This window comes from Enterobacter sp. EC_50 (assembly GCF_019584525.1).
Lineage (GTDB): Bacteria > Pseudomonadota > Gammaproteobacteria > Enterobacterales > Enterobacteriaceae > Enterobacter > Enterobacter roggenkampii.
Map to the genome: position 1 here is coordinate 336,680 of NZ_VDAF01000001.1, position 22,562 is coordinate 359,241.

Sequence of the window (22,562 nt, forward strand, 5' to 3'; positions counted from 1 at the left end):
CAGAGGCTTATTCATGTCATGGCAATCCTTCAAACAGGCTTACCTGGTTAAGTTCTGGTCACCCGTTCCGGCCGTTATCGCGGCAGGCATTCTCTCTACTTATTATTTTGGCATAACCGGCACCTTCTGGGCCGTGACCGGCGAGTTCACCCGCTGGGGTGGTCAATTGCTGCAACTCGCTGGCGTGCATGCCGAAGAGTGGGGTTACTTTAAACTCATTCATCTGGACGGCACCCCGCTTACCCGCATCGACGGGATGATGATTATCGGCATGTTCGGCGGCTGTTTCGCGGCCGCGCTGTGGGCAAATAACGTTAAGTTGCGTATGCCCAAAAGCCGGATCCGCATTTTGCAGGCGGTTGTCGGCGGCATGATTGCCGGTTTCGGCGCGCGTCTGGCGATGGGGTGTAACCTTGCCGCCTTCTTTACCGGGATCCCGCAGTTTTCGCTTCACGCCTGGTTCTTTGCCGTCGCCACGGCCATCGGCTCTTACTTTGGCGCAAAATTCACCCTGCTGCCGCTGTTTCGTATTCCAGTGAAAATGACAAAAGTCAGCGCAGCGTCTCCGTTGACCCAGAAGCCCTCTCAGGCCCGCCGCCGTTTCCGCCTCGGAATGCTGGTCTTTTTCGCCATGGCGGCATGGGCGCTCTGCACCGCCCTGAACCAGCCTAAGCTCGGTCTGGCGATGCTGTTCGGTGTGGGTTTTGGTCTGCTCATTGAACGCGCGCAGATCTGCTTTACCTCCGCGTTTCGCGATATGTGGATCACCGGGCGCACGATGATGGCGAAAGCGATTATCGCCGGGATGGCGGTCAGCGCCATCGGCATCTTCAGCTATGTCCAACTGGGCGTCGAACCGAAAATCATGTGGGCCGGTCCTAACGCGGTCATTGGCGGTCTGCTGTTCGGCTTCGGGATCGTGCTGGCTGGCGGGTGTGAAACCGGCTGGATGTATCGCGCCGTGGAAGGCCAGGTGCACTACTGGTGGGTGGGTCTGGGAAATGTGATTGGCTCGACGATCCTGGCGTACTGCTGGGATGACGTGTCACCCGTCCTGGCTACCCGGTGGGATAAGGTTAATCTGCTGAATACCTTCGGGCCTCTCGGCGGCCTGCTCGTCACCTACGCCCTGTTGTTGGTCGCTTTTTTACTGGTCGTCGCACAGGAGAGACGTTTCTTCCGCCGTGCGGGCGTTAAAACAGAAACGCAGGAGAATGCAGCATGAAAGAGATCGTGCCTGATTATCGTCTGGATATGGTTGGCGAGCCCTGTCCATATCCGGCGGTGGCTACGCTTGAAGCGCTGCCGCAGCTTAAGAAAGGTGAAATTCTGGAGGTGGTCAGCGACTGCCCGCAGTCCATCAACAACATACCGCTGGATGCGAAAAACCACGGGTATACGGTGCTGGATATCCAGCAGGATGGCCCAACCATTCGCTATCTGATTCAAAAATGATCGCTAAGGGCCTCGTCAGGGGCCTTTATCGTATTGAATTATAAGACATCTTGATCCACGGCAAAAACGTTATTTATGACTTAAGTAAAATCTCATTTCCCTTTTGAAGGAGGTTTTCGCGGTTTGATGTATTTACGAGCTTTACTGGTCTTCGCCTTATTGATTCCCTTCCACGCGCTGTCCCTGAATTTCTCTTCTACTTTCCTGCGTCTTAATTGTCCGCAAAGAGGACTTGTCGAGGTTATTCTGCACGTTTATGACCACACTCAGGAACGGTGGCGCGGCCATTTTGAAACCGGTGCGGGGCATAAACGTGCGGGTGATACCGAAATGATCCCGTTTGCCAACGGCGATATTCTCTTCCATTCCTTGTCCAGCGACGCTTTCAGCTACTTATATGATGGGGAAACGATCCTGAGGCACTGCGTAAAGCTCGATGAGCGGCCGGTTTATCCGTCGTTTTGACGTGAGCAAAGCAAACTGGCCACCCTGTGGCCAGTTTGACGGGGAATCAGAAACGATAACCCGCAGAGAACATAAACACCCACGGATCCAGGCGAGTGCTGATACTTTGCTGCTGACCGCCCGCCTTGAAGCGTACGTCCGTATCAATATCCATATACCAGACCGAGGCGTTGATCAGCCAGTCGCAGTTAATCAGATAATCCAGGCCAACCTGCCCCGCCATGCCCCACGAATCTTTCAGGCTGAGATCCGTCAGACCCGCCTCTTTACCGGTATCGTTGAATTTCTCATCAAAGAAGGTGGTGTAGTTCACACCGGCGCCAATATATGGACGCACCTTGCTGCTTGAGTCGCCGAAGTACCACTGCGCCATCAGCGTTGGCGGTAAATGGTGAACCGTGGCGATATCACCGGTTGGCCCGAGGCCCACGCGATGACGGAACGGCGTTGCGGCCAGAAGCTCAACGCCCACGTTATCCGTCGCCATATAGGTGAAGGTTAAACCTAACTGGGTGTTATTACTGACGTTAAAACCGCCCATTCCCAGCACGTTATCCGAACCTTCAGTTGGGCGAGCCGTAGCCGAACCGGCACGAATAAAGAATTCGCCTGCTTCATGCGCATACGCGCCGCCAGAGAGACTGCTTAATACAAGGGCTGCCACCGCTAATTTTTTCATATCCGCTCCATCGTTGTGGTTTTAATCGCGGATGAGAATATACTCACAAAAGAGTAATAAGTGATCTGCCACAGATCACATTAAAACCAGTAACTTAACATTCATTGATCTGGATTAATTTTTTGTTACGCACTCAAAACCAATAAGTTGTTTCCATGTCAATTTTTGGCATTTCGCGGTTACAAAATTTTCCCTTTTCCCCCTCTTGCTCTTCCTCTGGCGGCTGGATAATTTATCGCTCTCACAAATTGATTTGATGCGTTCTTCTTTTGCAGGTGTGCCATGAGTGATATCAACCCGTGCATGACGTGCGGAGCCTGTTGTGCGTATTTTCGAGTCTCTTTCTACTGGGCCGAAGCCAGCGATGGCGGTGGTACCGTTCCGGTTCATCTTACCGAGCCGTTAACCCCCTTTTTGCGCTGCATGAGCGGCACGAACCAAAAGCAGGCCCGCTGTGTGGCGCTACAGGGTGAGCCTGGGGTCTCGACCCGATGTTCCATCTATGAGGATCGCCCCAGCCCGTGCCGGGAATTTGCCATGTCGGGGGAAGATGGCCAGGTCAACGAAGCCTGTAACCGCGCCCGCGCGCGGGTTGGATTACCGCCGCTTTACAAAGATATGCTTTTCCATACAAGCCTTGATGCTGCCACAGCAGGTGCATCCGGTGTACAATTGCCGGCTAATTAACACCTGCAATACTCAAGGAGAGTGCATGTCTATCACGGCGAAGTCTGTCTACCGTGACACGGGAAACTTTTTCCGCAATCAGTTCATTACCTTTTTACTGATCGCGTTGCTTTGTGCCTTTATCACGGTGGTGCTGGGCCATGCCTTCTCACCGAGTGAAGAACAGATTGCCAGCCTGAGCCAGGGCGACCATCTTGCGGGTAGCGTGGGGTTGTTTGAGCTGGTGCAAAATATGACGCCGGAGCAGCAGCAAATCCTGCTGCGCGCCTCTGCCGCGTCCACGTTCTCAGGCCTGATTGGTAATGCAATTCTGGCGGGCGGCGTTTTGCTGATGATTCAGCTGGTATCGGCGGGTCACCGCGTCAGCGCCTTACGCGCGATTGGTGCGAGTGCACCGGTCTTACCTAAGCTGTTTATCCTGATCTTTTTAACCACGTTGCTGGTGCAAATGGGGATTATGCTGGTCGTGGTGCCGGGCGTTTTACTGGCTATCGTGCTCGCATTTGCGCCGGTGATGGTTGTGCAGGATAAGATGGGAATTTTTACCGCGATGCGCAGCAGCATCAGACTGGCATGGGCTAATATGCGTCTGGTGGCCCCCGCCGTGATCGGCTGGCTGCTGGCCAAAACGCTGCTGTTATTGTTTGCGCCGAATTTTGCGGTATTAACGCCTAACGTCGGCGCCGTGGTGGCGAATACGCTGAGCAATCTCATTTCAGCGGTACTGCTCGTCTATCTGTTCCGCCTGTATATGTTAATTCGTCAGTAATCCCGAGGCGGGGGACATTCTGGTCTCCCGCCCCGCTCAGAAGATGGAATCACAGAATGAAGCAGTTTCTTGATTTTTTACCGCTCGCGGTGTTTTTCGCTGTCTATAAGTTGTACGACATTTTTGCTGCAACAAAAGCATTAATCGTTGTGACCGCCGTTGTGCTGATCTACAGCTGGATTCGCTATCGCAAAGTCGAAAAAATGGCGCTTATCACGTTCGTTTTAGTAGCGGTGTTCGGTGGATTGACCATTGCCTTGCATGATGTTGAATTTATTAAGTGGAAGGTGACTGTTATTTATGCGTTGTTTGCAGCAGCGCTGTTGTTCAGTCAATGGTTCATGAAAAAGCCCCTTATCCAGAGCATGTTAGGTAAAGAACTAACGCTGCCGCAGGCAGTCTGGTCGCGTCTGAATACCGCCTGGGCAATCTTCTTTATTCTTTGCGGTCTCGCTAACATCTATATTGCCTTCTGGCTGCCGCAGGATATCTGGGTCAACTTTAAGGTCTTTGGCCTGACCGCGCTGACGCTTATCTTCACGCTGTTAAGCGGCGTATACATCTATCGTCATATGCCGCAGGACGACAACCACTGATTACTGACTGACCAGAACGTCAACGACGGGCGTTCTGGTCTATTCTCTCCGCACGCGAATCATAGTAGCATCCCGCCTGAAGTCTTCCGTTACGAGTTAAAACAATGACAACAACTAACGCCCCTCAGGGCGAACTGGTTTTACGCACACTGGCAATGCCCGCTGACACCAATGCCAATGGCGATATTTTTGGCGGCTGGCTGATGTCGCAGATGGATATGGGCGGCGCAATTCTGGCAAAAGAGATTGCCCACGGGCGCGTGGTCACCGTGAGGGTGGACGGCATGACCTTCCTGCGCCCGGTTGCGGTGGGTGATGTGGTTTGCTGCTACGCGCGCTGCGTGAAGCGCGGTAATACCTCCATTTCCATCAACATCGAAGTCTGGGTGAAGAAAGTCTCTTCTGAGCCGATTGGGCAACGCTATAAGGCCACTGAAGCGTTGTTTATTTATGTCGCGGTGGACAGCGAGGGTAAACCTCGTCAACTTCCACAGGCCTGATCGACAGGCAAAAAAAAGCCTCCTTTCGGAGGCTTTTTTTATTCCATCTGCGCCCCGCCGTTCAGGCGGAAAACAATATTGACGATCAATCCGCTGCCCGGCTTGCCTGGCTCATAGCGCCATCTGCGCATGGCAGATTTCACTTCGCGCTCAAACATATTAGAAGGTTGCGCAGACAAGATTTCCACATTATCCACGCGGCCATCCGCAGTGACGTCAAATTTCACCCGTACGCGGCCTTCAATACGCAAGGCCTGAGCTCGCGCCGGATACTGAGGCTGATTGCGGCTTACGGCGCGCGGGCCCGCTGGTGCGGTTACGGTTGGCTTTGACGTCGTTGCCGTATTGTTCATCACCGGACGTGAAGGCGCTGCATTTTCGACTGGCTGGGTCGCGGGCGGTTCAACCGGACGTTCCTCGCGTTTCGGACGCTCCTCGACCTTCTTCACCGGCTTTGGCTTCGGCTTAGGTTTTGGCTTCGGTTCAGGTTTGTGGATCACCACCGGGGCTTCCTTCGGTGGCTCCGGAACGGGCTCGGGTTCTGGCTCCGGTTCAGCCACCGGCTGTGGCGACGGAGGGGCAACCTGCGGCGGTTCAAGATCCGCTGGCGAGACCATCGTCACCGAGATCGGCTGCGCGGGCGCGGGCATTTCAATAACCTGATGAACCGAGGTATACAGCAGACCCGCCACAACGGCACCGTGAATCACGACAGAAAGCAGCGTCGGCCAGGGAAAGCGGCGAGGTAAATCAAGGGTCATCGAAGTCATAGTCATCAACGTTAAAAAACCGAACCCTGATTTTAAATGCAAATAGCAATCATATTCAATAAGACACTTTGCTCTGACGCAATTTTAGCGCCCAAGAGGCCAAAAAAGGCGCATACAGATCAGGGTATTAACATTGTTTTTATTTTACATTGCAGTCGTTTGCCCTTTCACATAACGTAACTGACACTTTTACCGGTTAAGGAGCTTCGCCGTGTTTTACGTGATTTACTCTGAAGATGTTGCTGATTCGCTCGAAAAACGCCAGTCTGTGCGCCCTGCGCATCTGGCACGTTTGCAGTTGCTTCAGGATGAAGGCCGATTACTGACCGCTGGCCCCATGCCTGCAGTAGACAGCAACGATCCGGGTGCTGCCGGTTTCTCCGGCTCCACGGTCATTGCTGAGTTTGAATCCCAGGAAGCCGCTCAGGCCTGGGCTGACGCAGACCCGTACGTTGCAGCGGGCGTGTATGCAAAAGTGACGGTGAGACCGTATAAAAAAGTGTTCTGATACCAAAGCGGCTCCGAAAGGAGCCTTTTTTAGGGTGGCGATTACGCGCCTCTGTGCCGGGTAAACTGCTGCTCTGTAATAAGGTTTCCCCACTGATCGCCTTCCCATTCTTTTACCAGCGTAAACCCATACGACTCGTACAGACGCCTGGCGGCGGTCAGCTTATTGAACGTCCAGAGGTGCACAGCTGAAAAACCGGCGCTGTCGCAAAACCGCATCGCTTCATTCAGCAGTTTTTTCCCTACGCCGTGCCCCCGGCAGCCATCATCAAGAATAAACCAGCGAAGATGGGCTTCACCCGGCGCCAGATCCTCGCCATCGATCGCCACCGAGCCGACAATTTTGTCGTTGAGCAGTGCCAGCCAAATCTGGTTACAGGGCTTCTCCAGTCGTTCACTAAACTCAGCCAGCCCCGAAGCCACTTTAGCCTCGAAGAAACGACCAAAATTATGCTCCCGCGAATAATAACTGCCATGCATCTCCGCGATACGGCCAATCATGCCCGGGATATACCCCTGCACTATCTTCAGCTCATCGGGCTGCATATCGTTGCCCACCTCCCGACACGCCAGCAGCGCGTTGGCATAAATGGACAGCCCCTCAGAGATGGTCTGCTGCTGGGCAGGAGCAAGACGTTTTATTGCTGTGACCACGCGCTCATTGCTGAAGGCATTAATTTTACTGACCGTCTCGTGACCCTTCGCGGTCAGCCTGAGGCTCTTTGCTCTCGCATCCTCTGTAGAAATGACCTCCTCGAGTTCGCCTGCGGCAATCAGGCGAGCCAGCATCCGGCTGACGCTGGACTTTTCCAGGCCCAGCAGCTGTACCAGCTGACTCGCCGTCATCTCTTTTCGTTGGGCAATTTCGACCAGAGTATGGACGGCCGAAGGCGAATAATTCGTTGAGGCCAGGGTAGAACCCATAAAACCTAACTCTCGCACCATCAGGCGCGAGGAACGTCGAATAACACTGACTACCGGGGTTTCGCTGTGCATGTTATGTCCTCACCATTTAGTTGTACTATACAACTAAATGGTGAGGGATTGTCAAACAGAATGAAAAAGGCTCCCGCAGGAGCCTTTCATCAATCAGTGCAGCGACGCTAACCTCGCCGCAAATCCGACAAACAGCAGCCCTATCAGCCCGCTCCCCAGCTTTGCCAGTTTCTTTTTCGTTTTGAGATAGCGCGTGACAAACGCACCGGAGAAGATCAGGAAGCTCATATACATGAAGCTTATCAACTCAAGCGTCGTCGCGAGGATAAGGAAAGAGGTACCGGTGTTCTGCGCATTCACGTCGATGAACTGAACAAAGAACGATACATAGAACAGAATCGCTTTTGGATTCGTCAGGCTCAGCACCAGCGAACGTTTCATGATCGTGCTGGCAGGCTCGGTGCCGCTTTCCTGAGCGTGATTCTGGCGGGTAATGACCGACCAGAGCATTTTGCCGCCCAGCCACAGCAGGTAGAAGGCGCCGAGATAGCGCACGATATTAAACAGTACCGGCGTGGTCTGGATTAATGCCGCGACGCCCGCCCAGGCAAGAAACATCAGCACCGCATCGCCGATAAATACACCCGTGGCGGCCAGGTACCCTTTTTTAACGCCGTGTCCAATTCCAGTTTTAAGCACAAACAGGGTATTTGGCCCCGGTACCAGCACGATAAAAAACGCGCCAACAACATACGTCCAGAAATTCAGTACGCCAAACTCCGCAAACACTTCTTCTCCCTCCTTTTGCTCAACACAACCGGAATAGCGCTGCAACCACGCTACTCCCAAAAATCAGACCTTATAAAATCAGCGGGCACCATTACGGTGCCCTCATGGTACTCAGATATCCTGGACGGCGAACAACAACGCGTTGCGGTGCCGGGTCATTCCACATTTTCTGATGGCGTGAATACGCATATTGCGGCGGGATTGTGCTTCCAGCCAACGAGCCTTGCGACGACTCACCTGTCGCAACATGCGCCAGCGCCCTACTTCTGTTCTACTGCGCTTCATGTCTACAACTCTTTCTCAAACAGTGACGCCATTATAAACCCAACCCGGCTGCAAACCAGCGCTTTTACCTGGCGTTTTTATTTGCCAGATGAATCCTGATGCGTACACTCAAAACAATACGCTTTCAAAAGGATTTTTTTAACTATGACAACCTTCTACACCGTGGTGAGTTGGCTGGTCATTTTGGGATACTGGCTGTTAATCGCGGGTGTGACGTTACGCATCCTGATGAAGCGCAGAGCCGTACCCTCTGCCATGGCCTGGCTTCTGATCATCTACATCCTGCCGCTGGTGGGAATTATCGCCTATCTCTCTTTCGGTGAGCTTCATCTCGGTAAACGCCGCGCCGAGCGGGCCCGCGCCATGTGGCCCTCCACCGCGAAGTGGCTGAACGACCTTAAAGCCTGCAAGCATATCTTTGCCGAGGAGAACAGCAGCGTCGCCTCGTCACTGTTTAAGCTGTGCGAGCGCCGTCAGGGGATTGGCGGCGTTAAGGGTAATCAGCTCCAGCTGCTAACCTCGGCCGACGACGTTATGCAGGCGTTAATCCGCGATATCCAGCTGGCGCGTCATAATATCGAGATGGTTTTCTATATCTGGCAGCCCGGCGGGATGGCTGACCAGGTCGCGGAATCTCTGATGGCCGCGGCGCGACGCGGCATTCACTGCCGTCTGATGCTTGACTCTGCGGGCAGCGTGGCATTTTTCCGCAGTCCCTGGGCAGGGATGATGCGCAATGCCGGTATCGAAGTGGTCGAGGCGCTGAAGGTTAACCTCCTGCGCGTGTTTCTGCGCCGGATGGACCTTCGTCAGCACCGTAAAATGATCATGATCGATAACTATATTGCCTACACCGGCAGCATGAACATGGTTGACCCGCGCTTCTTTAAACAGGACTCGGGCGTGGGTCAGTGGGTGGATTTGATGGCGCGCATGGAGGGGCCGATTGCCACCTCGATGGGCATCGTCTACTCCTGCGACTGGGAGATAGAGACCGGCAAACGCATCCTGCCGCCACCGCCGGACGGCAATATTATGCCGTTTGAAGAGGCCAGCGGTCACACTATTCATACCATTGCTTCCGGCCCGGGCTTCCCGGAGGATTTGATTCATCAGGCGCTGCTGACGGCGACCTACTCGGCGCGTGAATATCTGATCATGACGACGCCCTACTTTGTTCCCAGCGATGACCTCCTGCACGCGATCTGTACCGCGGCGCAGCGCGGCGTGGATGTGAGCATTATTTTGCCGCGCAAAAATGACTCCCTTCTGGTGGGCTGGGCCAGCCGGGCATTCTTTAGCGAACTGCTGGTCGCAGGGGTGAAGATCTACCAGTTCGAAGGCGGACTGCTCCATACCAAGAGCGTGCTTGTCGACGGCGAGTTAAGCCTGGTGGGAACGGTGAACCTGGATATGCGCAGCCTGTGGCTTAACTTTGAAATCACGCTGGTTATTGATGATGCCGGCTTTGGCGGCGATCTCGCGGCGGTGCAGGATGATTATATCTCCCGCTCCCGCCTGCTGGATGCCAGACTGTGGGTAAAACGTCCGCTGTGGCAGAGAATTGCCGAACGACTGTTTTACTTCTTTAGTCCGTTGCTGTAAAACGTGCCCAACGATGTTAAACAGGTAGTCATCATGGAAATGGATCTGAACAATCGCCTGACCGAAGACGAAACGCTCGAGCAGGCCTATGACATTTTTCTCGAACTGGCGGTTGATAACCTCGATCCCGCAGACGTGATCCTCTTTAATTTGCAGTTCGAAGAGCGCGGCGGTGCCGAACTGTTCGACCCTTCAGAAGACTGGGCTGAGCATGTGGATTTCGACCTGAACCCTGACTTCTTCGCCGAAGTGGTTATCGGGCTGGCCGATGAAGACGGTGGCGAAATTAATGACATCTTCGCTCGCGTTCTGCTCTGCCGTGAGAAAGACCACAAGCTGTGCCATATTCTCTGGCGCGAATAATAAAAAAGGCTGCGATTGCAGCCTTTTTTATTTACTCCGACAACGGATTCCCACAGCGGTGACAATAACGCGCGTTGAGTTCATGTTCCCCCTGATGACATCGCGGACATTTGCGCTGCTGCTTGCGGCTCTGAAATGCGCTACTCATGTGCGTGGTAATCAGCCCGGTCGGAATGGCAATGACCGAATAGCCAATCAAAATCAGCACTGAGGCCACAATTCGCCCCAGCGGCGTATGGGGTGTGATATCCCCGTACCCCACGGTCGTTACGGTCACGATCGCCCAGTAGACGGACGCATTGAGCGTCATAAAGCCATATTTCGGCCCCTCAATCAGATACATCAGTGCGCCAAAAACAATCATGACAATGGCAATAAACGAATAGAACAGAATAAGCTGATGACGGGCGCTGACGATTGCGCTCCAGAATATGCGCAGTGAGGGCATAAAGCGCAGTAATTTCAGAATACGTAATACGCGAATAACGCGCATCGCTCGCCAGGCAAAGACATAGCTCAGGCTGATTTCCGGCCACAGCCACATGACGTAGAGCGGCAGAATGGTGGCTAAATCGATAAATCCCCAGAAGCTGAAAACATATCGGGCCGGGTTAGGCCAGGCAATCACTCGGAGGAGATATTCAGCGGTAAACACCAGGGTAATCGCCAGCTCAAGCCAGACAAAGACATGCCATTCGTCAAACGTCAGGTGGTATTGCGTCCCGGCACCCGATTCAATAAAGATGATAACCACGCTGAGGAGCGCAAATAAACCACATAGACCCTCGAAGCGCCGTCCGGATACCGTTTCAGGATCGAATAAAACATGATAAAGCCGCCGACGGGCTGACGTGAATAAACGCGACACAGTGACCTCGCAAAAAATAAGGGCTGACATCATGTCAGCCCTTGCGATTATAACGGGTCTACTTTCAGGCAGGAAACCGCATGTCGGAAACTGCCTTCCAGAACCGGCCGCGTTTTCGCACATTCCGGCCCGGCCATAGGGCAGCGCGTGCGGAAGACGCAGCCCGACGGCGGGTTAATCGGTGAAGGCAATTCCCCTTCCAGAAGCTGGATGGTCTTATTCTTTTCCAGATCGGGATCGGGGATCGGCACCGCCGACATCAGCGCTTTGGTGTAAGGGTGCAGCGGATTGTGGTACACCTCGTCATAGGTGCCCAGCTCCACGGCGTGCCCCAGATACATCACCAGCACGCGGTCAGAGATGTGTTTCACCACGGCCAGGTCATGCGCGATGAAGATCAGCGACAGCCCCATTTCGCGCTGCAGCTTCTGCAGCAGGTTAACCACCTGCGCCTGAATGGAGACGTCGAGCGCGGAAACCGGCTCATCACAGATAATCAGCTTCGGTTCGAGGATCAGGGCGCGCGCAATACCAATACGCTGACACTGACCGCCGGAGAACTCGTGAGGGTAGCGGTTGATGAGGTTAGGCAACAGCCCGACTTTCAGCATCATCGCCTTAACGCGATCGCGCACTTCCTGGCGAGACATCTTCGGATGATAGGTCCGCAGCGGCTCGGCAATAATCTCACCGATGGTCATACGCGGGTTTAATGACGCCAGCGGATCCTGGAAAATCATCTGGATATCGCTGCGCACGTCGCGCCACTCGTCGGGCTTCATGCCCAGCAGATCTTTACCCAGCCAGGCCACTTTGCCGTCGGTGGCTTTTACCAGACCGATAATGGCGCGCGCAAAGGTCGATTTACCGCAGCCGGACTCGCCCACCACGCCCAGGGTTTCCCCTTCATACAGGCGCAGCGTGACGCCGTCCACCGCTTTCAGGGTCTTCGACGGCTGCCAGAACCACTGTTTGCCGTCCTTGATGTCGAAATGCACTTTAAGGTCAGCAATTTCGAGCAGGACATTGCGTTTTTCATCTAATGCGTTCATACCAGCTCCTCCTGCGGCTTAAAGCAGGCGCGCAGACGGCCTGGTGCAAACTCTTCCAGCGGCGGTGCGCTATTGCAGATTTCCATCGAGTGCGGACAGCGCGGCTGGAACGGACAGCCTTTCGGCAGGCGCAGCAGGTTTGGCGGGTTGCCCGGAATGGTCAGCAGGGATTCCCCTTCCGCATCGAGACGCGGCACCGCGTTCAGCAGGCCGATCGAGTAAGGATGGGCTGGCTGATAGAACACCTCACGCGCTTTGCCGTATTCCATGGTACGACCGGCATACATCACCAGCACTTTGTCACAGATGCCCGCCACCACGCCCAGGTCGTGGGTGATCATGATAATCGCCGTGTTGAACTCACGCTTCAGCTCGTTCAGCAGGGTCATGATTTGCGCCTGAACGGTAACGTCCAGCGCGGTGGTCGGTTCGTCGGCAATCAGCAGTTTTGGCCGGCACAGCAGCGCCATCGCAATCATCACGCGCTGACGCATACCGCCGGAGAACTCGTGCGGGAACATGCGCATACGCTTGCGCGCTTCTGGCATTTTCACCGCATCGAGCATTTTGACCGACTCTTCAAAGGCTTCGGCTTTGCCCAGACCTTTATGCAGCATCAGCACTTCCATCAGCTGCTCACCGACGCGCATGTACGGGTTCAGCGAGGTCATCGGATCCTGGAAAATCATCGAGATCTGCTCGGCGCGCAGCTTGTTCAGCTCGTGCTCCGGCAGGTTGAGGATTTCACGACCGTTGAATTTCGCGGAACCGCCAATCACACCGTTAGCGGCCAGCAGGCCCATTAACGCAAAGGCGGTCTGGGATTTACCGGAACCAGATTCCCCCACGATACCGAGCGTTTCACCCGCGCGCAGGTTGAAGTTGAGATCGTTCACGGCGGTCACATCCCCGTCCGGGGTCTTAAAGGTGACGCGAAGATCTTTTACGTCCAGCAGAAGGTCGCTCCGCTGCTGCGCCTGTGGCGCGGTTGCCGTTTCAATCATTGTCATGACGGCGCTCCTTAACGGTCTTTCGGGTCGAGGGCATCACGCAGGCCATCGCCGATAAAGTTAAAACAAAACAGGGTAACGACCAGGAAACCCGCCGGGTATAACAGCAGCCACGGTGACACTTCCATTGAGTTTGCACCGTCACTCAGCAGCGCGCCCCAGCTGCTCAGCGGCTCTTGCGTACCCAGACCGAGGAAGCTCAGGAAGGATTCAAACAGGATCATGCTTGGTACCAGCAGTGAGGCATAGACCACCACCACGCCCAGCACGTTAGGAACGATATGGCGAACCACGATATTCCCGGTAGAGACACCGCCGACCTGCGCGGCTTCGATAAACTCTTTGCGTTTGAGACTCAGCGTCTGGCCGCGAACAATACGCGCCATATCCAGCCATGACACCATCCCGATGGCCACGAAGATCAACAGGATATTCTGACCAAAGAAGGTCACCAGCAGGATGACGAAGAACATAAACGGGAAGGAGTTCAGGATTTCCAGCAGACGCATCATCACCGAGTCCACTTTGCCGCCAAGGTAGCCGGACAGTGAACCGTAGAGCGTCCCGACGATCACCGCCACCAGCGCGGCAGCAATCCCGACCATCAGCGAGATACGCCCGCCGATAGCGACGCGCACCAGCAGGTCACGTCCGGAGGAGTCCGTGCCAAAATAGTGGCCAGACTCCATATCCGGCGCGCTGGACATCATGCCCCAGTCGGTGTCGAAATAGGTAAATTGCGACAGCATCGGGGCAAGGGTCACAAACAGCGCGATGATTACCAGAACCACCAGACTCGCCACCGCCGCGCGGTTGTGCATAAAGCGACGACGCGCGTCCTGCCAGAGGCTACGACCTTCCACTTCCAGTTTTTCACTGAAGTTTTCCAGCGCCTCGCTGTTTTTCTTACTCAACATCATGGCGTGCTCCAGTTAGTAACGGATTTTCGGGTCGATGACGGCATACAGCACATCGACGATAGCGTTAAAGAGAATGGTCAGCGCACCGACGAGAATGGTCAGGCTCAGTACCAGCGAATAGTCGCGGTTAAGCGCGCCGTTCACAAACAGCTGGCCAATGCCCGGCAGGCCGTAAATGGTTTCGATAACCATCGAGCCGGTGATGATCCCGACGAATGCTGGTCCCATGTAGGAGAGCACGGGCAACAGCGCCGGTTTGAGCGCGTGGCGGAAGATAATCCGACGCATCGGCAGCCCTTTCGCGCGCGCGGTACGAATGAAGTTCGAGTGCAGCACTTCGATCATTGAACCACGGGTGATACGCGCGATACTGGCGATGTACGCCAGGGATAATGCCACCATCGGCAAAATCATGAACTTTAATGCCCCGCCGTTCCAGCCGCCGCCAGGCAGCCACTTCAGCGTAATGGCAAATATCATCACCAGTAACGGCGCGACAACGAAGCTGGGTATGACTACCCCGGTCATTGCCACCCCCATTACGGCATAATCCCATTTGGTATTTTGTCTGAGCGCGGCGATGACGCCTGCGGTGACCCCGAAAACAATGGCCAGAATGAATGCCGCTGCACCCAATTTCGCCGAAACCGGGAAGCTGGACGCCACCAGATCGTTAACGGAATAGTCTTTATATTTAAATGACGGTCCAAAATCACCGTGGGCCAGCTGCTTCAGGTAATTGAAGTACTGGGTAGAGATAGGATCGTTTAAGTGGTATTTCGCTTCGATATTCGCCATCACTTCTGGCGGCAGCGTACGCTCACCGGTAAATGGACTTCCCGGCGCAAGGCGCATCATGAAGAAGGAAATCGTGATGAGAATAAATAGCGTTGGAATCGCTTCAAGACAGCGACGTAGGATAAATTTCAACATTGCCCGTACCTTCTGGCGTGTGCCTATATAATGTGACGTTGGTTAGACACCGTGGGGCGAGCACGCCCGCCCCACTCATTGCCATTAATGCTTGATAATATACAAGTTTTTAACGTAGATATTATCCATCGGGTCTTTACCGGTGTACCCACCTACCCACGGTTTCACCAGACGGGCGTTAACGTAGTAGTAAACCGGAACGATCGCGGAATCTTTATCCAGCTGCTGCTCAGCTTTAGAGTACAGTTCAGTACGCTGTGCTTCGTCAGTGGTTTTCAGCGTGTCGGCAATCAGCTTGTCAAACGCCGGGCTCTTATAGTGCGCGGTGTTGTTTGAGCTGTCGCTCAGCATGGTGTTCAGGAAGGAGGTCGGTTCGTTATAGTCCGCACACCAGCCGGCACGCGCCACGTCAAAGGTGCCCTGATGACGGCTGTCGAGGAAGGTCTTCCACTCCTGGTTCTCCAGCTTCACGTTCGCGCCCAGGTTCTTTTTCCAGATCGAGGCGACGGCGATAGCCAGTTTTTTGTGCAGATCAGAGGTGTTATACAACAGGCTGAAGGTCAGCGGCTTATCGGCGGTATAGCCCGCTTCGGCCAGCAGTTTCTTCGCTTCTGCGTTACGCTGTTCCTGCGTCTGTTTGAACCAGTCTGGCTCGGTCAGTTTTGCGCCATCGGTGTATGGAGGGGTATAGCTGTATGCCGGCAGATCGCCCTGGTTTTTCACTTTGTTCACGATGATATCGCGATCCAGTGCCAGCTTCAGCGCAGTACGAACACGTACGTCGGTGAACGGTGCTTTCTGGTTGTTGATTTCATAGTAGTAGGTGCACAGGTACGGGTCGACGTGAACTTCTTTTGGGATCTCTTTCTTCAGCTTCTGGAACAGTTCAATCGGCATGTTGTTATAGGTCATGTCGATTTCGCCGCTGCGGTAGCGGTTGACGTCAGTCACTTCGGAAGAAATTGGCAGGTAGGTCACCTGATTAATGACGGTTTTAGCGTTGTCCCAGTATTGCGGGTTACGCTCAAGCACCATACGCTCGTTGACCACCCAGTCTTTCAGCTTATAGGCGCCGTTGGTCACGATATTGGCAGGCTGGGTCCATTTTTCACCAAATTTTTCCACGGCGGATTTTGGTACCGGGGAGACGGACGGGTGAACCAGCAGCTTATAGAAGTACGGAACAGGTTCGCTCAACGTGACTTCGAAGGTATTGGCATCGATCGCTTTAACGCCCAGATCGGTGATCGGTTTTTTGCCCGCGATGATGTCATCAATATTGGCAATATGGCCATATTGCAGGTAGCTCGCATACGGAGAGGCGGTCGTTGGATTCGCCAGACGCTGCCAGCTATAAACGAAATCTTCAGCCGTGACCGGCGTGCCGTCGGACCATTTCGCATCTTTACGCAGATGGAAGGTCCAGACTTTGAAATCTTTGTTTTCCCATTTTTCTGCCACGCCCGGTGCCGGGTGGCCGTCTACGTCAGTTACCAGCAGGCCTTCGAACAGGTCGCGGTTAACGTTAGACTCAGGAACACCTTCAATTTTGTGCGGGTCAAGAGACTGAACTTCCGCACCGTTGTTACGCACCAGCGTCTGCTTCTCCGCCAGCTGAACACCTGCAGGAACGTCCGCAGCCATTGCAGCGTTTCCCGCGATTAGCGCAGTTAAAATCCCCGCCGCTACCAGATTTTTTTTTGTGATGATGGACATTGTGTTGATACTCCACTCATTATAATGACTGGCCTTCGCCAGCTGTGTAATCCCCTGTTGGGGCCTGTACAGCGCAGGAGTTTTTTTTGCTGCTGTCAGGTTCTTCTTTTACTGCTTGCTATCACCGACTTTTTTATTACTGACCGCTCGTATGGCAGTCTTGCGTCGATTCTTTACAGGCCTCCCCTGTTTGAGACCTGTTCTGGATATCCGAGATGAGAACCATATGAAAATAATTCTCATCTGATTGTTTTATGCTGCAAAATATTAGGCCGGAAAGTATCAAATGGCGTAATCGTGCGCCAATACATTTTGCAAATTTGTTAAGCAATTCTCTTTTACGGTGAGTACCGTATCGTTGAGGGCAGCCCTGCCGGACATCGAACATCACTATAAAGACATGATATTCAATAGGATAGAGAAAATTTTCTCTACAAGCGCGTCGCTGCGCTATCATCGTGTGATTTTGTACAAAAATTTAACAACTGGTTATTATTTAGCACATTCATCTAGGGGAATGTTGAAATTACTAATATCATTTCGGTTATCTCTCAGCAAGCCCCAGAGTATCATGTGAGTAAAATAACAGAGCGATCGAAGATTTTCTGCGCAGGCGGGGTAAGGCGGAATTAATAACCTATTGAAATACAAGAAATGAACATTATTAGTAGAATTTATTATGATATGTGAGCATTTCAACTTTAGTTATATGATTTGCTGATAATCACGTAAAAAAACGGAGCCGTCGCTCCGTTCTTTCATATGAAGTATTAATGCAATAATCCGGGGAAAATGCTTTTAATACCCGTGACGATGAATTCGATCCCTAACGCCATCAGCAACAGGCCCATGATACGCGTAATGACGTTGATGCCCGTCTGACCCAGCAAGCGCACCAGCCAGGGTGCCATGCGGAACACGCCCCAACAGCAGAGCGCAAAAATGGCAATAGCCACGGAAAAGCCAATCAGGTGCATCAGGCTATGATAACGCGTGCCCCAGACAATGGTTGAACTGATGGCCCCAGGACCGGCCATCAGCGGTAAGGCCAGCGGCACCACGCCAATGCTTTCGCGGATGGCGGTTTCTGACTTCTCTTGTTTATTCTGCTTATCCTCGCCCAGCTTACCGCTGATCATGGACATGGCGATGGTCACCACCAGGATCCCACCTGCAATGCGGAAAGAATCTATCGAAATCCCGAAAAGCTGGAGAATCGTGTCGCCGAGAAAAAGAGAGGTGAGCAATATGATCGCCACCGACAGGTTAGCGGTGAGGTTGGTCTTATTCCTGGCCGCCGCTGTCTGGTAACTCGTCATACTAATGAAGACAGGAATGATCCCCACCGGGTTGACCAGGGCAAACAAACCAATAAAAAATTTAAAATACGTTGGAAAATCAAAGAGCGTTTGGATCACGTTTTGCTCCGCTTATACATATGCCCTGGACTGACAATTTGTCATGAGAAATCGCGCTGAAGATACCCTTTTTATCAGCATACTTCACTTGAAATCTGTACCAAAACGTTATCATTTCAGGATGTTAAACATTTGTATAATCAATGATAGTGCCGCTTCCAATACTTACGTAATTATTTAACACTGGAAAAATCAGCACGAAATAACCCTGCTGAAAGGTATCAGCTTAGGGGAAAATTGACGCAGATCATGATTTCCGTACTCAGAAGTGAGTAATCTTGGTTACACCCCCAGGGAGGCCACCTGCCAAAAAGGGATGATGCTAAGGTAAGGCTCTTTTAGTAAATTAGTGTGCTGGTGTAGAAAGTAACTCTTTGTTTTATTTTGTGTTACGCAAGTGCTATCGGCTCTGTCTATACTGTGTGACGTATCGAGCGCTGGTTTACTAAAAGAGTTTAAACATTATCAGGAGAGCATTATGGCTGTTACTAATATCGCTGAACTGAACGCCCTCGTCGAGCGCGTGAAAAAAGCCCAGCGTGAATATGCCAATTTCACCCAAGAACAGGTTGATAAAATCTTCCGCGCGGCCGCACTGGCTGCTGCAGATGCTCGAATCCCTCTCGCTAAAATGGCCGTTGCCGAATCCGGCATGGGTATCGTTGAAGATAAAGTGATCAAAAACCACTTTGCTTCAGAGTATATCTACAACGCCTATAAAGATGAGAAAACCTGTGGCGTGCTGTCTGAAGACGACACCTTCGGTACTATCACCATCGCTGAACCTATCGGCATTATCTGCGGTATCGTTCCGACCACTAACCCAACGTCTACCGCTATCTTCAAATCACTGATTAGCCTGAAGACCCGTAACGCAATCATCTTCTCTCCACACCCACGTGCGAAAGACGCGACCAACAAAGCTGCAGATATCGTCCTGCAGGCCGCTATCGCTGCGGGTGCACCAAAAGACCTGATTGGCTGGATCGACCAACCTTCTGTTGAGCTCTCCAACGCGCTGATGCATCACCCGGACATTAACCTGATTCTGGCGACCGGTGGTCCTGGCATGGTTAAAGCTGCATACAGCTCCGGTAAACCGGCTATCGGTGTGGGCGCGGGTAACACCCCTGTTGTTATCGACGAAACTGCTGACATCAAACGTGCTGTCGCGTCTGTCCTGATGTCTAAAACCTTCGATAACGGTGTAATCTGTGCATCTGAACAGTCTGTTGTGGTTGTGGATTCCGTATATGACGCGGTTCGCGAACGTTTCGCCAGCCACGGCGGCTACCTGCTGCAGGGCAAAGAGCTGAAAGCGGTTCAGGACATCATCCTGAAAAATGGCGCGCTGAACGCCGCTATCGTGGGTCAGCCAGCCTACAAAATTGCTGAACTCGCAGGCTTTACCGTTCCGGCAACCACCAAAATCCTGATCGGTGAAGTGAAAGTTGTTGACGAAAGCGAGCCGTTCGCACACGAAAAACTGTCTCCTACGCTTGCCATGTACCGTGCGAAAGATTTCGAAGAGGCGGTAGAGAAAGCTGAGAAGCTGGTTGCCATGGGCGGTATCGGTCACACCTCTTGTCTGTACACTGACCAGGATAACCAGCCAGAGCGTGTTGCTCACTTCGGTCAGATGATGAAAACCGCACGTATCCTGATCAACACCCCTGCTTCTCAGGGTGGTATCGGTGACCTGTACAACTTTAAACTCGCACCTTCCCTGACTCTGGGTTGTGGTTCCTGGGGTGGTAACTCCATCTCTGAAAACGTTGGTCCAAAACACCTGATCAACAAGAAAACCGTTGCTAAGCGAGCTGAAAACATGTTGTGGCACAAACTTCCGAAATCTATCTACTTCCGCCGTGGCTCTCTGCCAATCGCGCTGGATGAAGTGATTACTGATGGCCACAAACGTGCGCTCATCGTGACTGACCGTTTCCTGTTCAACAACGGCTACGCTGACCAGATCACCTCTGTGCTGAAAGCGGCTGGCGTCGAAACTGAAGTGTTCTTCGAAGTTGAAGCTGACCCAACCCTGAGCGTGGTACGTAAAGGTGCTGAACTGGCTAACTCCTTTAAACCTGATGTGATTATCGCACTGGGTGGTGGTTCCCCAATGGACGCCGCGAAAATCATGTGGGTGATGTACGAGCATCCAGAAACTCACTTCGAAGAACTGGCGCTGCGCTTTATGGATATCCGTAAACGTATCTACAAGTTCCCGAAAATGGGCGTAAAAGCGAAAATGATCGCGGTCACCACCACTTCCGGTACCGGTTCAGAAGTCACGCCATTCGCGGTAGTAACAGACGATGCAACCGGTCAGAAATACCCACTGGCTGACTACGCACTGACGCCAGACATGGCTATCGTTGATGCGAACCTGGTTATGGAGATGCCGAAGTCACTGTGTGCGTTCGGTGGTCTGGATGCGGTAACTCACGCCCTGGAAGCCTACGTTTCTGTACTGGCATCTGAGTTCTCTGACGGTCAGGCTCTGCAGGCTCTGAAACTGCTGAAAGAAAACCTGCCAGCGTCCTACAACGAAGGGTCTAAAAACCCTGTAGCACGTGAACGTGTCCACAGTGCCGCAACCATCGCCGGTATCGCGTTTGCCAACGCCTTCCTGGGTGTTTGCCACTCAATGGCGCACAAACTGGGCTCACAGTTCCACATTCCTCACGGTCTGGCGAACGCCCTGCTGATCAGCAACGTTATCCGTTATAACGCTAACGACAACCCAACCAAGCAGACTGCTTTCAGCCAGTACGACCGCCCACAAGCACGTCGTCGCTATGCTGAAATCGCTGACCACCTTGGTCTGAGCGCACCGGGCGACCGTACTGCTGCCAAGATTGAGAAACTGCTGGCATGGCTGGAAAGCCTGAAAGCTGAACTGGGTATTCCTAAGTCAATCCGTGAAGCGGGCGTACAGGAAGCTGACTTCCTTGCTCACGTAGATAAGCTGTCTGAAGATGCATTCGATGACCAGTGTACTGGTGCTAACCCGCGCTACCCACTGATCTCCGAGCTGAAACAGATTCTGCTGGATACCTACTACGGTCGTGAGTTCAAAGAAGGTGACGTTGCCGCTGTGAAAACAGAAGCACCTGTCATTAAAGCTGACAAGAAAGCGAAGAAAAGCGCTTAATTGACATCAGCAGATGAAAAACCCGCCTTTATGGCGGGTTTTTTTATGTGTGAATAATAAGCCAGACGTTATTTTCTGTTGTCGTGCTGAATCGCCGTCAGCGAGCCTACAGATAGCGCTTCTTTATAATGCTTACGGCAGACCGAAACATAGCGTTCATTGCCGCCTATCACCACCTGCTCACCATCTGCATAAGGTTTTCCGGCCTGGTCAAGACGAAGTACCATACTGGCTTTACGACCGCAGAAGCAGATCGTTTTCAGTTCGACAAGTTTATCCGACCAGGCGAGCAAATACTGGCTCCCTTCAAAAAGCTCGCCGCGGAAATCCGTGCGCAGGCCATAACACAGCACGGGGATATCAAGCTCATCGACTACCTCTGACAGGGCATGGACCTGTTCACGCGTCAGAAACTGGCTTTCATCGACCAGGACACAATGAATGGGCTGCGCAGCATGTTCTGCACGAATGTCTTCAAACAGATCGGTTTTCGGGTTAAACAGCCTTGCAGGCGACGAGAGCCCTATTCTGGAGCTCACCTTCCCCGCGCCAAAGCGATCGTCAATTTCCGCCGTATAAACAACGGTACGCATCCCTCGCTCCTGGTAATTGTACGAGGATTGCAGCAGCGCGGTGGATTTCCCGGCATTCATTGCCGAATAGTAGAAATAAAGTTGTGCCATTGGCCGTAAAACCCTAATCAATGTGTAATATTCCCGATGAGTCATTGTACCATATTTTGTCTGGTCATCAGCGATGCAGCGCACAGAGGATGCAGTTCAGTACGGCGTTCAGTACCGTCTGTTTAACAAAATAACCCGTTAAAACATGAAGTAAACGCATTCAGCCAGACGACGAGGTTATAAGTTCAACCAAACATAACACTTCTTTTTATAGTGGAATCCGTGTTCTTTAAGATTCACTATTTATTAACTATTTCAGGCTTAACACCAGGGGTGAGAACTAAGGAAGGTGCGAATAAGCAGGTCATTTCTTCCCAAGCTGACTCGCTGATTAAAATTTCGCGGATCTGGGCCGATTTTTTTCCCGCAAACACATCGAATCAGCCTATTTAGGCTATT

At 52.7% G+C, this 22,562-nt stretch carries 24 protein-coding genes; 11 read left to right on the forward strand and 13 right to left on the reverse strand.

Annotated features, from left to right (window positions below; genetic code table 11):
• The first annotated feature begins 13 nt into the window (after nt 1-13).
• The 3 genes from yedE (at nt 14) to FHC48_RS01555 (ending at nt 1,920) form a co-directional block, all read left to right on the forward strand.
• Entirely contained in the window at nt 14-1,225 is a 1,212-nt protein-coding gene (gene yedE / locus FHC48_RS01545) for a selenium metabolism membrane protein YedE/FdhT (protein WP_059365072.1), read from the forward strand.
• A complete protein-coding gene (yedF, locus tag FHC48_RS01550; RefSeq protein WP_003856774.1) occupies nt 1,222-1,455 on the forward strand; it encodes a sulfurtransferase-like selenium metabolism protein YedF in 234 nt (77 codons plus the stop codon). The genes yedE and yedF overlap by 4 nt, the downstream gene beginning before the upstream one ends.
• A 126-nt stretch (nt 1,456-1,581) precedes the next feature.
• The gene (locus FHC48_RS01555; RefSeq protein ID WP_071787681.1) at nt 1,582-1,920 is read left to right on the forward strand and encodes a hypothetical protein; all 339 of its coding nucleotides are present in this window, start codon (nt 1,582-1,584) and stop codon (nt 1,918-1,920) included.
• A 46-nt stretch (nt 1,921-1,966) separates the two neighbouring features.
• On the opposite strand, the gene ompW is transcribed toward FHC48_RS01555, so the two are convergent.
• The gene (ompW, locus tag FHC48_RS01560) at nt 1,967-2,599 is read right to left on the reverse strand and encodes an outer membrane protein OmpW (RefSeq protein ID WP_059365071.1); all 633 of its coding nucleotides are present in this window, start codon (nt 2,597-2,599) and stop codon (nt 1,967-1,969) included.
• Between the two features lie 282 nt (nt 2,600-2,881).
• Here ompW and FHC48_RS01565 point away from each other — a divergent pair, with 282 nt between their 5' ends.
• The 4 genes from FHC48_RS01565 (at nt 2,882) to yciA (ending at nt 5,151) form a co-directional block, all read left to right on the forward strand.
• Nucleotides 2,882-3,286 (forward strand): YkgJ family cysteine cluster protein, encoded by a 405-nt coding sequence (locus tag FHC48_RS01565; protein WP_021240310.1) that lies wholly within the window; start codon nt 2,882-2,884, stop codon nt 3,284-3,286.
• Nucleotides 3,287-3,311: 25 nt separating this feature from the next.
• Nucleotides 3,312-4,055 carry a YciC family protein gene (locus FHC48_RS01570; protein WP_059365070.1) on the forward strand — a complete coding sequence of 248 codons (744 nt, stop codon included), beginning with the start codon at nt 3,312-3,314 and terminating at the stop codon, nt 4,053-4,055.
• Between the two features lie 56 nt (nt 4,056-4,111).
• Nucleotides 4,112-4,651: a septation protein A gene (locus tag FHC48_RS01575; protein WP_059365069.1), complete on the forward strand. Its 540-nt coding sequence runs from the start codon at nt 4,112-4,114 to the stop codon at nt 4,649-4,651.
• A gap of 104 nt (nt 4,652-4,755) precedes the next feature.
• On the forward strand, nt 4,756-5,151 hold the full coding sequence (yciA, locus tag FHC48_RS01580; protein ID WP_008502796.1) for an acyl-CoA thioester hydrolase YciA: 396 nt from the start codon (nt 4,756-4,758) through the stop codon (nt 5,149-5,151).
• A 38-nt stretch (nt 5,152-5,189) separates the two neighbouring features.
• Here yciA and tonB read toward each other — a convergent pair whose 3' ends face one another.
• On the reverse strand, nt 5,190-5,912 hold the full coding sequence (gene tonB / locus FHC48_RS01585) for a TonB system transport protein TonB (RefSeq protein WP_059365068.1): 723 nt from the start codon (nt 5,910-5,912) through the stop codon (nt 5,190-5,192).
• 220 nt (nt 5,913-6,132) lie between these two features.
• Between tonB and FHC48_RS01590 the strand changes: the two genes are divergently transcribed.
• Nucleotides 6,133-6,429, forward strand: coding sequence for a YciI family protein (locus FHC48_RS01590; RefSeq protein WP_008502794.1), 297 nt, complete (start codon nt 6,133-6,135; stop codon nt 6,427-6,429).
• Between the two features lie 41 nt (nt 6,430-6,470).
• Here the strand turns inward: FHC48_RS01590 and FHC48_RS01595 are convergent, their stop codons facing one another.
• The 3 genes from FHC48_RS01595 to FHC48_RS01605 form a co-directional block, all read right to left on the reverse strand.
• Nucleotides 6,471-7,424: a helix-turn-helix domain-containing GNAT family N-acetyltransferase gene (locus FHC48_RS01595; RefSeq protein WP_059365066.1), complete on the reverse strand. Its 954-nt coding sequence runs from the start codon at nt 7,422-7,424 to the stop codon at nt 6,471-6,473.
• 93 nt (nt 7,425-7,517) lie between these two features.
• Nucleotides 7,518-8,153, reverse strand: coding sequence for a leucine efflux protein LeuE (gene leuE, locus FHC48_RS01600; protein ID WP_059365064.1), 636 nt, complete (start codon nt 8,151-8,153; stop codon nt 7,518-7,520).
• A 111-nt stretch (nt 8,154-8,264) separates the two neighbouring features.
• The gene (locus FHC48_RS01605; protein ID WP_021240326.1) at nt 8,265-8,438 is read right to left on the reverse strand and encodes a YciY family protein; all 174 of its coding nucleotides are present in this window, start codon (nt 8,436-8,438) and stop codon (nt 8,265-8,267) included.
• 144 nt (nt 8,439-8,582) lie between these two features.
• Here FHC48_RS01605 and cls point away from each other — a divergent pair, with 144 nt between their 5' ends.
• Both cls and FHC48_RS01615 read left to right on the forward strand, forming a co-directional pair.
• Nucleotides 8,583-10,043 carry a cardiolipin synthase gene (gene cls / locus FHC48_RS01610; RefSeq protein ID WP_059365062.1) on the forward strand — a complete coding sequence of 487 codons (1,461 nt, stop codon included), beginning with the start codon at nt 8,583-8,585 and terminating at the stop codon, nt 10,041-10,043.
• Nucleotides 10,044-10,076: 33 nt separating this feature from the next.
• Complete coding sequence (locus FHC48_RS01615) at nt 10,077-10,406, forward strand: HI1450 family dsDNA-mimic protein (RefSeq protein ID WP_006810881.1); 330 nt, start codon at nt 10,077-10,079, stop codon at nt 10,404-10,406.
• A 31-nt stretch (nt 10,407-10,437) separates the two neighbouring features.
• On the opposite strand, the gene FHC48_RS01620 is transcribed toward FHC48_RS01615, so the two are convergent.
• The 7 genes from FHC48_RS01620 to FHC48_RS01650 all read right to left on the reverse strand — a co-directional run bounded on the left by FHC48_RS01620 (nt 10,438) and on the right by FHC48_RS01650 (nt 18,323).
• Complete coding sequence (locus tag FHC48_RS01620) at nt 10,438-11,307, reverse strand: ion transporter (protein ID WP_220420489.1); 870 nt, start codon at nt 11,305-11,307, stop codon at nt 10,438-10,440.
• Nucleotides 11,308-11,321: 14 nt separating this feature from the next.
• Entirely contained in the window at nt 11,322-12,326 is a 1,005-nt protein-coding gene (gene oppF, locus FHC48_RS01625; protein ID WP_008502789.1) for a murein tripeptide/oligopeptide ABC transporter ATP-binding protein OppF, read from the reverse strand.
• A complete protein-coding gene (locus FHC48_RS01630; protein WP_059362647.1) occupies nt 12,323-13,336 on the reverse strand; it encodes an ABC transporter ATP-binding protein in 1,014 nt (337 codons plus the stop codon). Before FHC48_RS01630 ends, oppF begins: the two co-directional genes overlap by 4 nt.
• An 11-nt stretch (nt 13,337-13,347) precedes the next feature.
• The gene (gene oppC / locus FHC48_RS01635; protein ID WP_008502787.1) at nt 13,348-14,256 is read right to left on the reverse strand and encodes an oligopeptide ABC transporter permease OppC; all 909 of its coding nucleotides are present in this window, start codon (nt 14,254-14,256) and stop codon (nt 13,348-13,350) included.
• Nucleotides 14,257-14,268: 12 nt separating this feature from the next.
• Nucleotides 14,269-15,189 (reverse strand): oligopeptide ABC transporter permease OppB, encoded by a 921-nt coding sequence (gene oppB, locus FHC48_RS01640; protein WP_008502786.1) that lies wholly within the window; start codon nt 15,187-15,189, stop codon nt 14,269-14,271.
• Nucleotides 15,190-15,273: 84 nt separating this feature from the next.
• A complete protein-coding gene (gene oppA / locus FHC48_RS01645; RefSeq protein ID WP_008502785.1) occupies nt 15,274-16,905 on the reverse strand; it encodes an oligopeptide ABC transporter substrate-binding protein OppA in 1,632 nt (543 codons plus the stop codon).
• A 770-nt stretch (nt 16,906-17,675) separates the two neighbouring features.
• A complete protein-coding gene (locus FHC48_RS01650) occupies nt 17,676-18,323 on the reverse strand; it encodes a YchE family NAAT transporter (RefSeq protein ID WP_008502784.1) in 648 nt (215 codons plus the stop codon).
• A gap of 478 nt (nt 18,324-18,801) precedes the next feature.
• Between FHC48_RS01650 and adhE the strand changes: the two genes are divergently transcribed.
• Complete coding sequence (gene adhE / locus FHC48_RS01655) at nt 18,802-21,480, forward strand: bifunctional acetaldehyde-CoA/alcohol dehydrogenase (RefSeq protein WP_021240331.1); 2,679 nt, start codon at nt 18,802-18,804, stop codon at nt 21,478-21,480.
• A gap of 68 nt (nt 21,481-21,548) precedes the next feature.
• Here the strand turns inward: adhE and tdk are convergent, their stop codons facing one another.
• The gene (tdk, locus tag FHC48_RS01660) at nt 21,549-22,163 is read right to left on the reverse strand and encodes a thymidine kinase (RefSeq protein ID WP_008502782.1); all 615 of its coding nucleotides are present in this window, start codon (nt 22,161-22,163) and stop codon (nt 21,549-21,551) included.
• Between the last annotated feature and the right edge of the window lie 399 nt (nt 22,164-22,562).

What these genes read in the sequence shown, in the direction of transcription:
- FHC48_RS01555 (WP_071787681.1), top strand. Translation starts at nt 1,582, where the DNA reads ATGTATTTACGAGCTTTACTGGTCTTCGCCTTATTGATTCCCTTCCAC.
- yedF (WP_003856774.1), top strand. Translation starts at nt 1,222, where the DNA reads ATGAAAGAGATCGTGCCTGATTATCGTCTGGATATGGTTGGCGAGCCC.
- oppA (WP_008502785.1), bottom strand. Translation starts at nt 16,905, where the DNA reads ATGTCCATCATCACAAAAAAAAATCTGGTAGCGGCGGGGATTTTAACT.
- tonB (WP_059365068.1), bottom strand. Translation starts at nt 5,912, where the DNA reads ATGACCCTTGATTTACCTCGCCGCTTTCCCTGGCCGACGCTGCTTTCT.
- oppB (WP_008502786.1), bottom strand. Translation starts at nt 15,189, where the DNA reads ATGTTGAAATTTATCCTACGTCGCTGTCTTGAAGCGATTCCAACGCTA.
- yciA (WP_008502796.1), top strand. Translation starts at nt 4,756, where the DNA reads ATGACAACAACTAACGCCCCTCAGGGCGAACTGGTTTTACGCACACTG.
- ompW (WP_059365071.1), bottom strand. Translation starts at nt 2,599, where the DNA reads ATGAAAAAATTAGCGGTGGCAGCCCTTGTATTAAGCAGTCTCTCTGGC.
- FHC48_RS01605 (WP_021240326.1), bottom strand. Translation starts at nt 8,438, where the DNA reads ATGAAGCGCAGTAGAACAGAAGTAGGGCGCTGGCGCATGTTGCGACAG.
- FHC48_RS01575 (WP_059365069.1), top strand. Translation starts at nt 4,112, where the DNA reads ATGAAGCAGTTTCTTGATTTTTTACCGCTCGCGGTGTTTTTCGCTGTC.
- FHC48_RS01630 (WP_059362647.1), bottom strand. Translation starts at nt 13,336, where the DNA reads ATGACAATGATTGAAACGGCAACCGCGCCACAGGCGCAGCAGCGGAGC.
- FHC48_RS01620 (WP_220420489.1), bottom strand. Translation starts at nt 11,307, where the DNA reads ATGATGTCAGCCCTTATTTTTTGCGAGGTCACTGTGTCGCGTTTATTC.
- yedE (WP_059365072.1), top strand. Translation starts at nt 14, where the DNA reads ATGTCATGGCAATCCTTCAAACAGGCTTACCTGGTTAAGTTCTGGTCA.
- oppF (WP_008502789.1), bottom strand. Translation starts at nt 12,326, where the DNA reads ATGAACGCATTAGATGAAAAACGCAATGTCCTGCTCGAAATTGCTGAC.
- tdk (WP_008502782.1), bottom strand. Translation starts at nt 22,163, where the DNA reads ATGGCACAACTTTATTTCTACTATTCGGCAATGAATGCCGGGAAATCC.
- cls (WP_059365062.1), top strand. Translation starts at nt 8,583, where the DNA reads ATGACAACCTTCTACACCGTGGTGAGTTGGCTGGTCATTTTGGGATAC.
- FHC48_RS01595 (WP_059365066.1), bottom strand. Translation starts at nt 7,424, where the DNA reads ATGCACAGCGAAACCCCGGTAGTCAGTGTTATTCGACGTTCCTCGCGC.
- FHC48_RS01615 (WP_006810881.1), top strand. Translation starts at nt 10,077, where the DNA reads ATGGAAATGGATCTGAACAATCGCCTGACCGAAGACGAAACGCTCGAG.
- oppC (WP_008502787.1), bottom strand. Translation starts at nt 14,256, where the DNA reads ATGATGTTGAGTAAGAAAAACAGCGAGGCGCTGGAAAACTTCAGTGAA.
- FHC48_RS01570 (WP_059365070.1), top strand. Translation starts at nt 3,312, where the DNA reads ATGTCTATCACGGCGAAGTCTGTCTACCGTGACACGGGAAACTTTTTC.
- FHC48_RS01565 (WP_021240310.1), top strand. Translation starts at nt 2,882, where the DNA reads ATGAGTGATATCAACCCGTGCATGACGTGCGGAGCCTGTTGTGCGTAT.
- adhE (WP_021240331.1), top strand. Translation starts at nt 18,802, where the DNA reads ATGGCTGTTACTAATATCGCTGAACTGAACGCCCTCGTCGAGCGCGTG.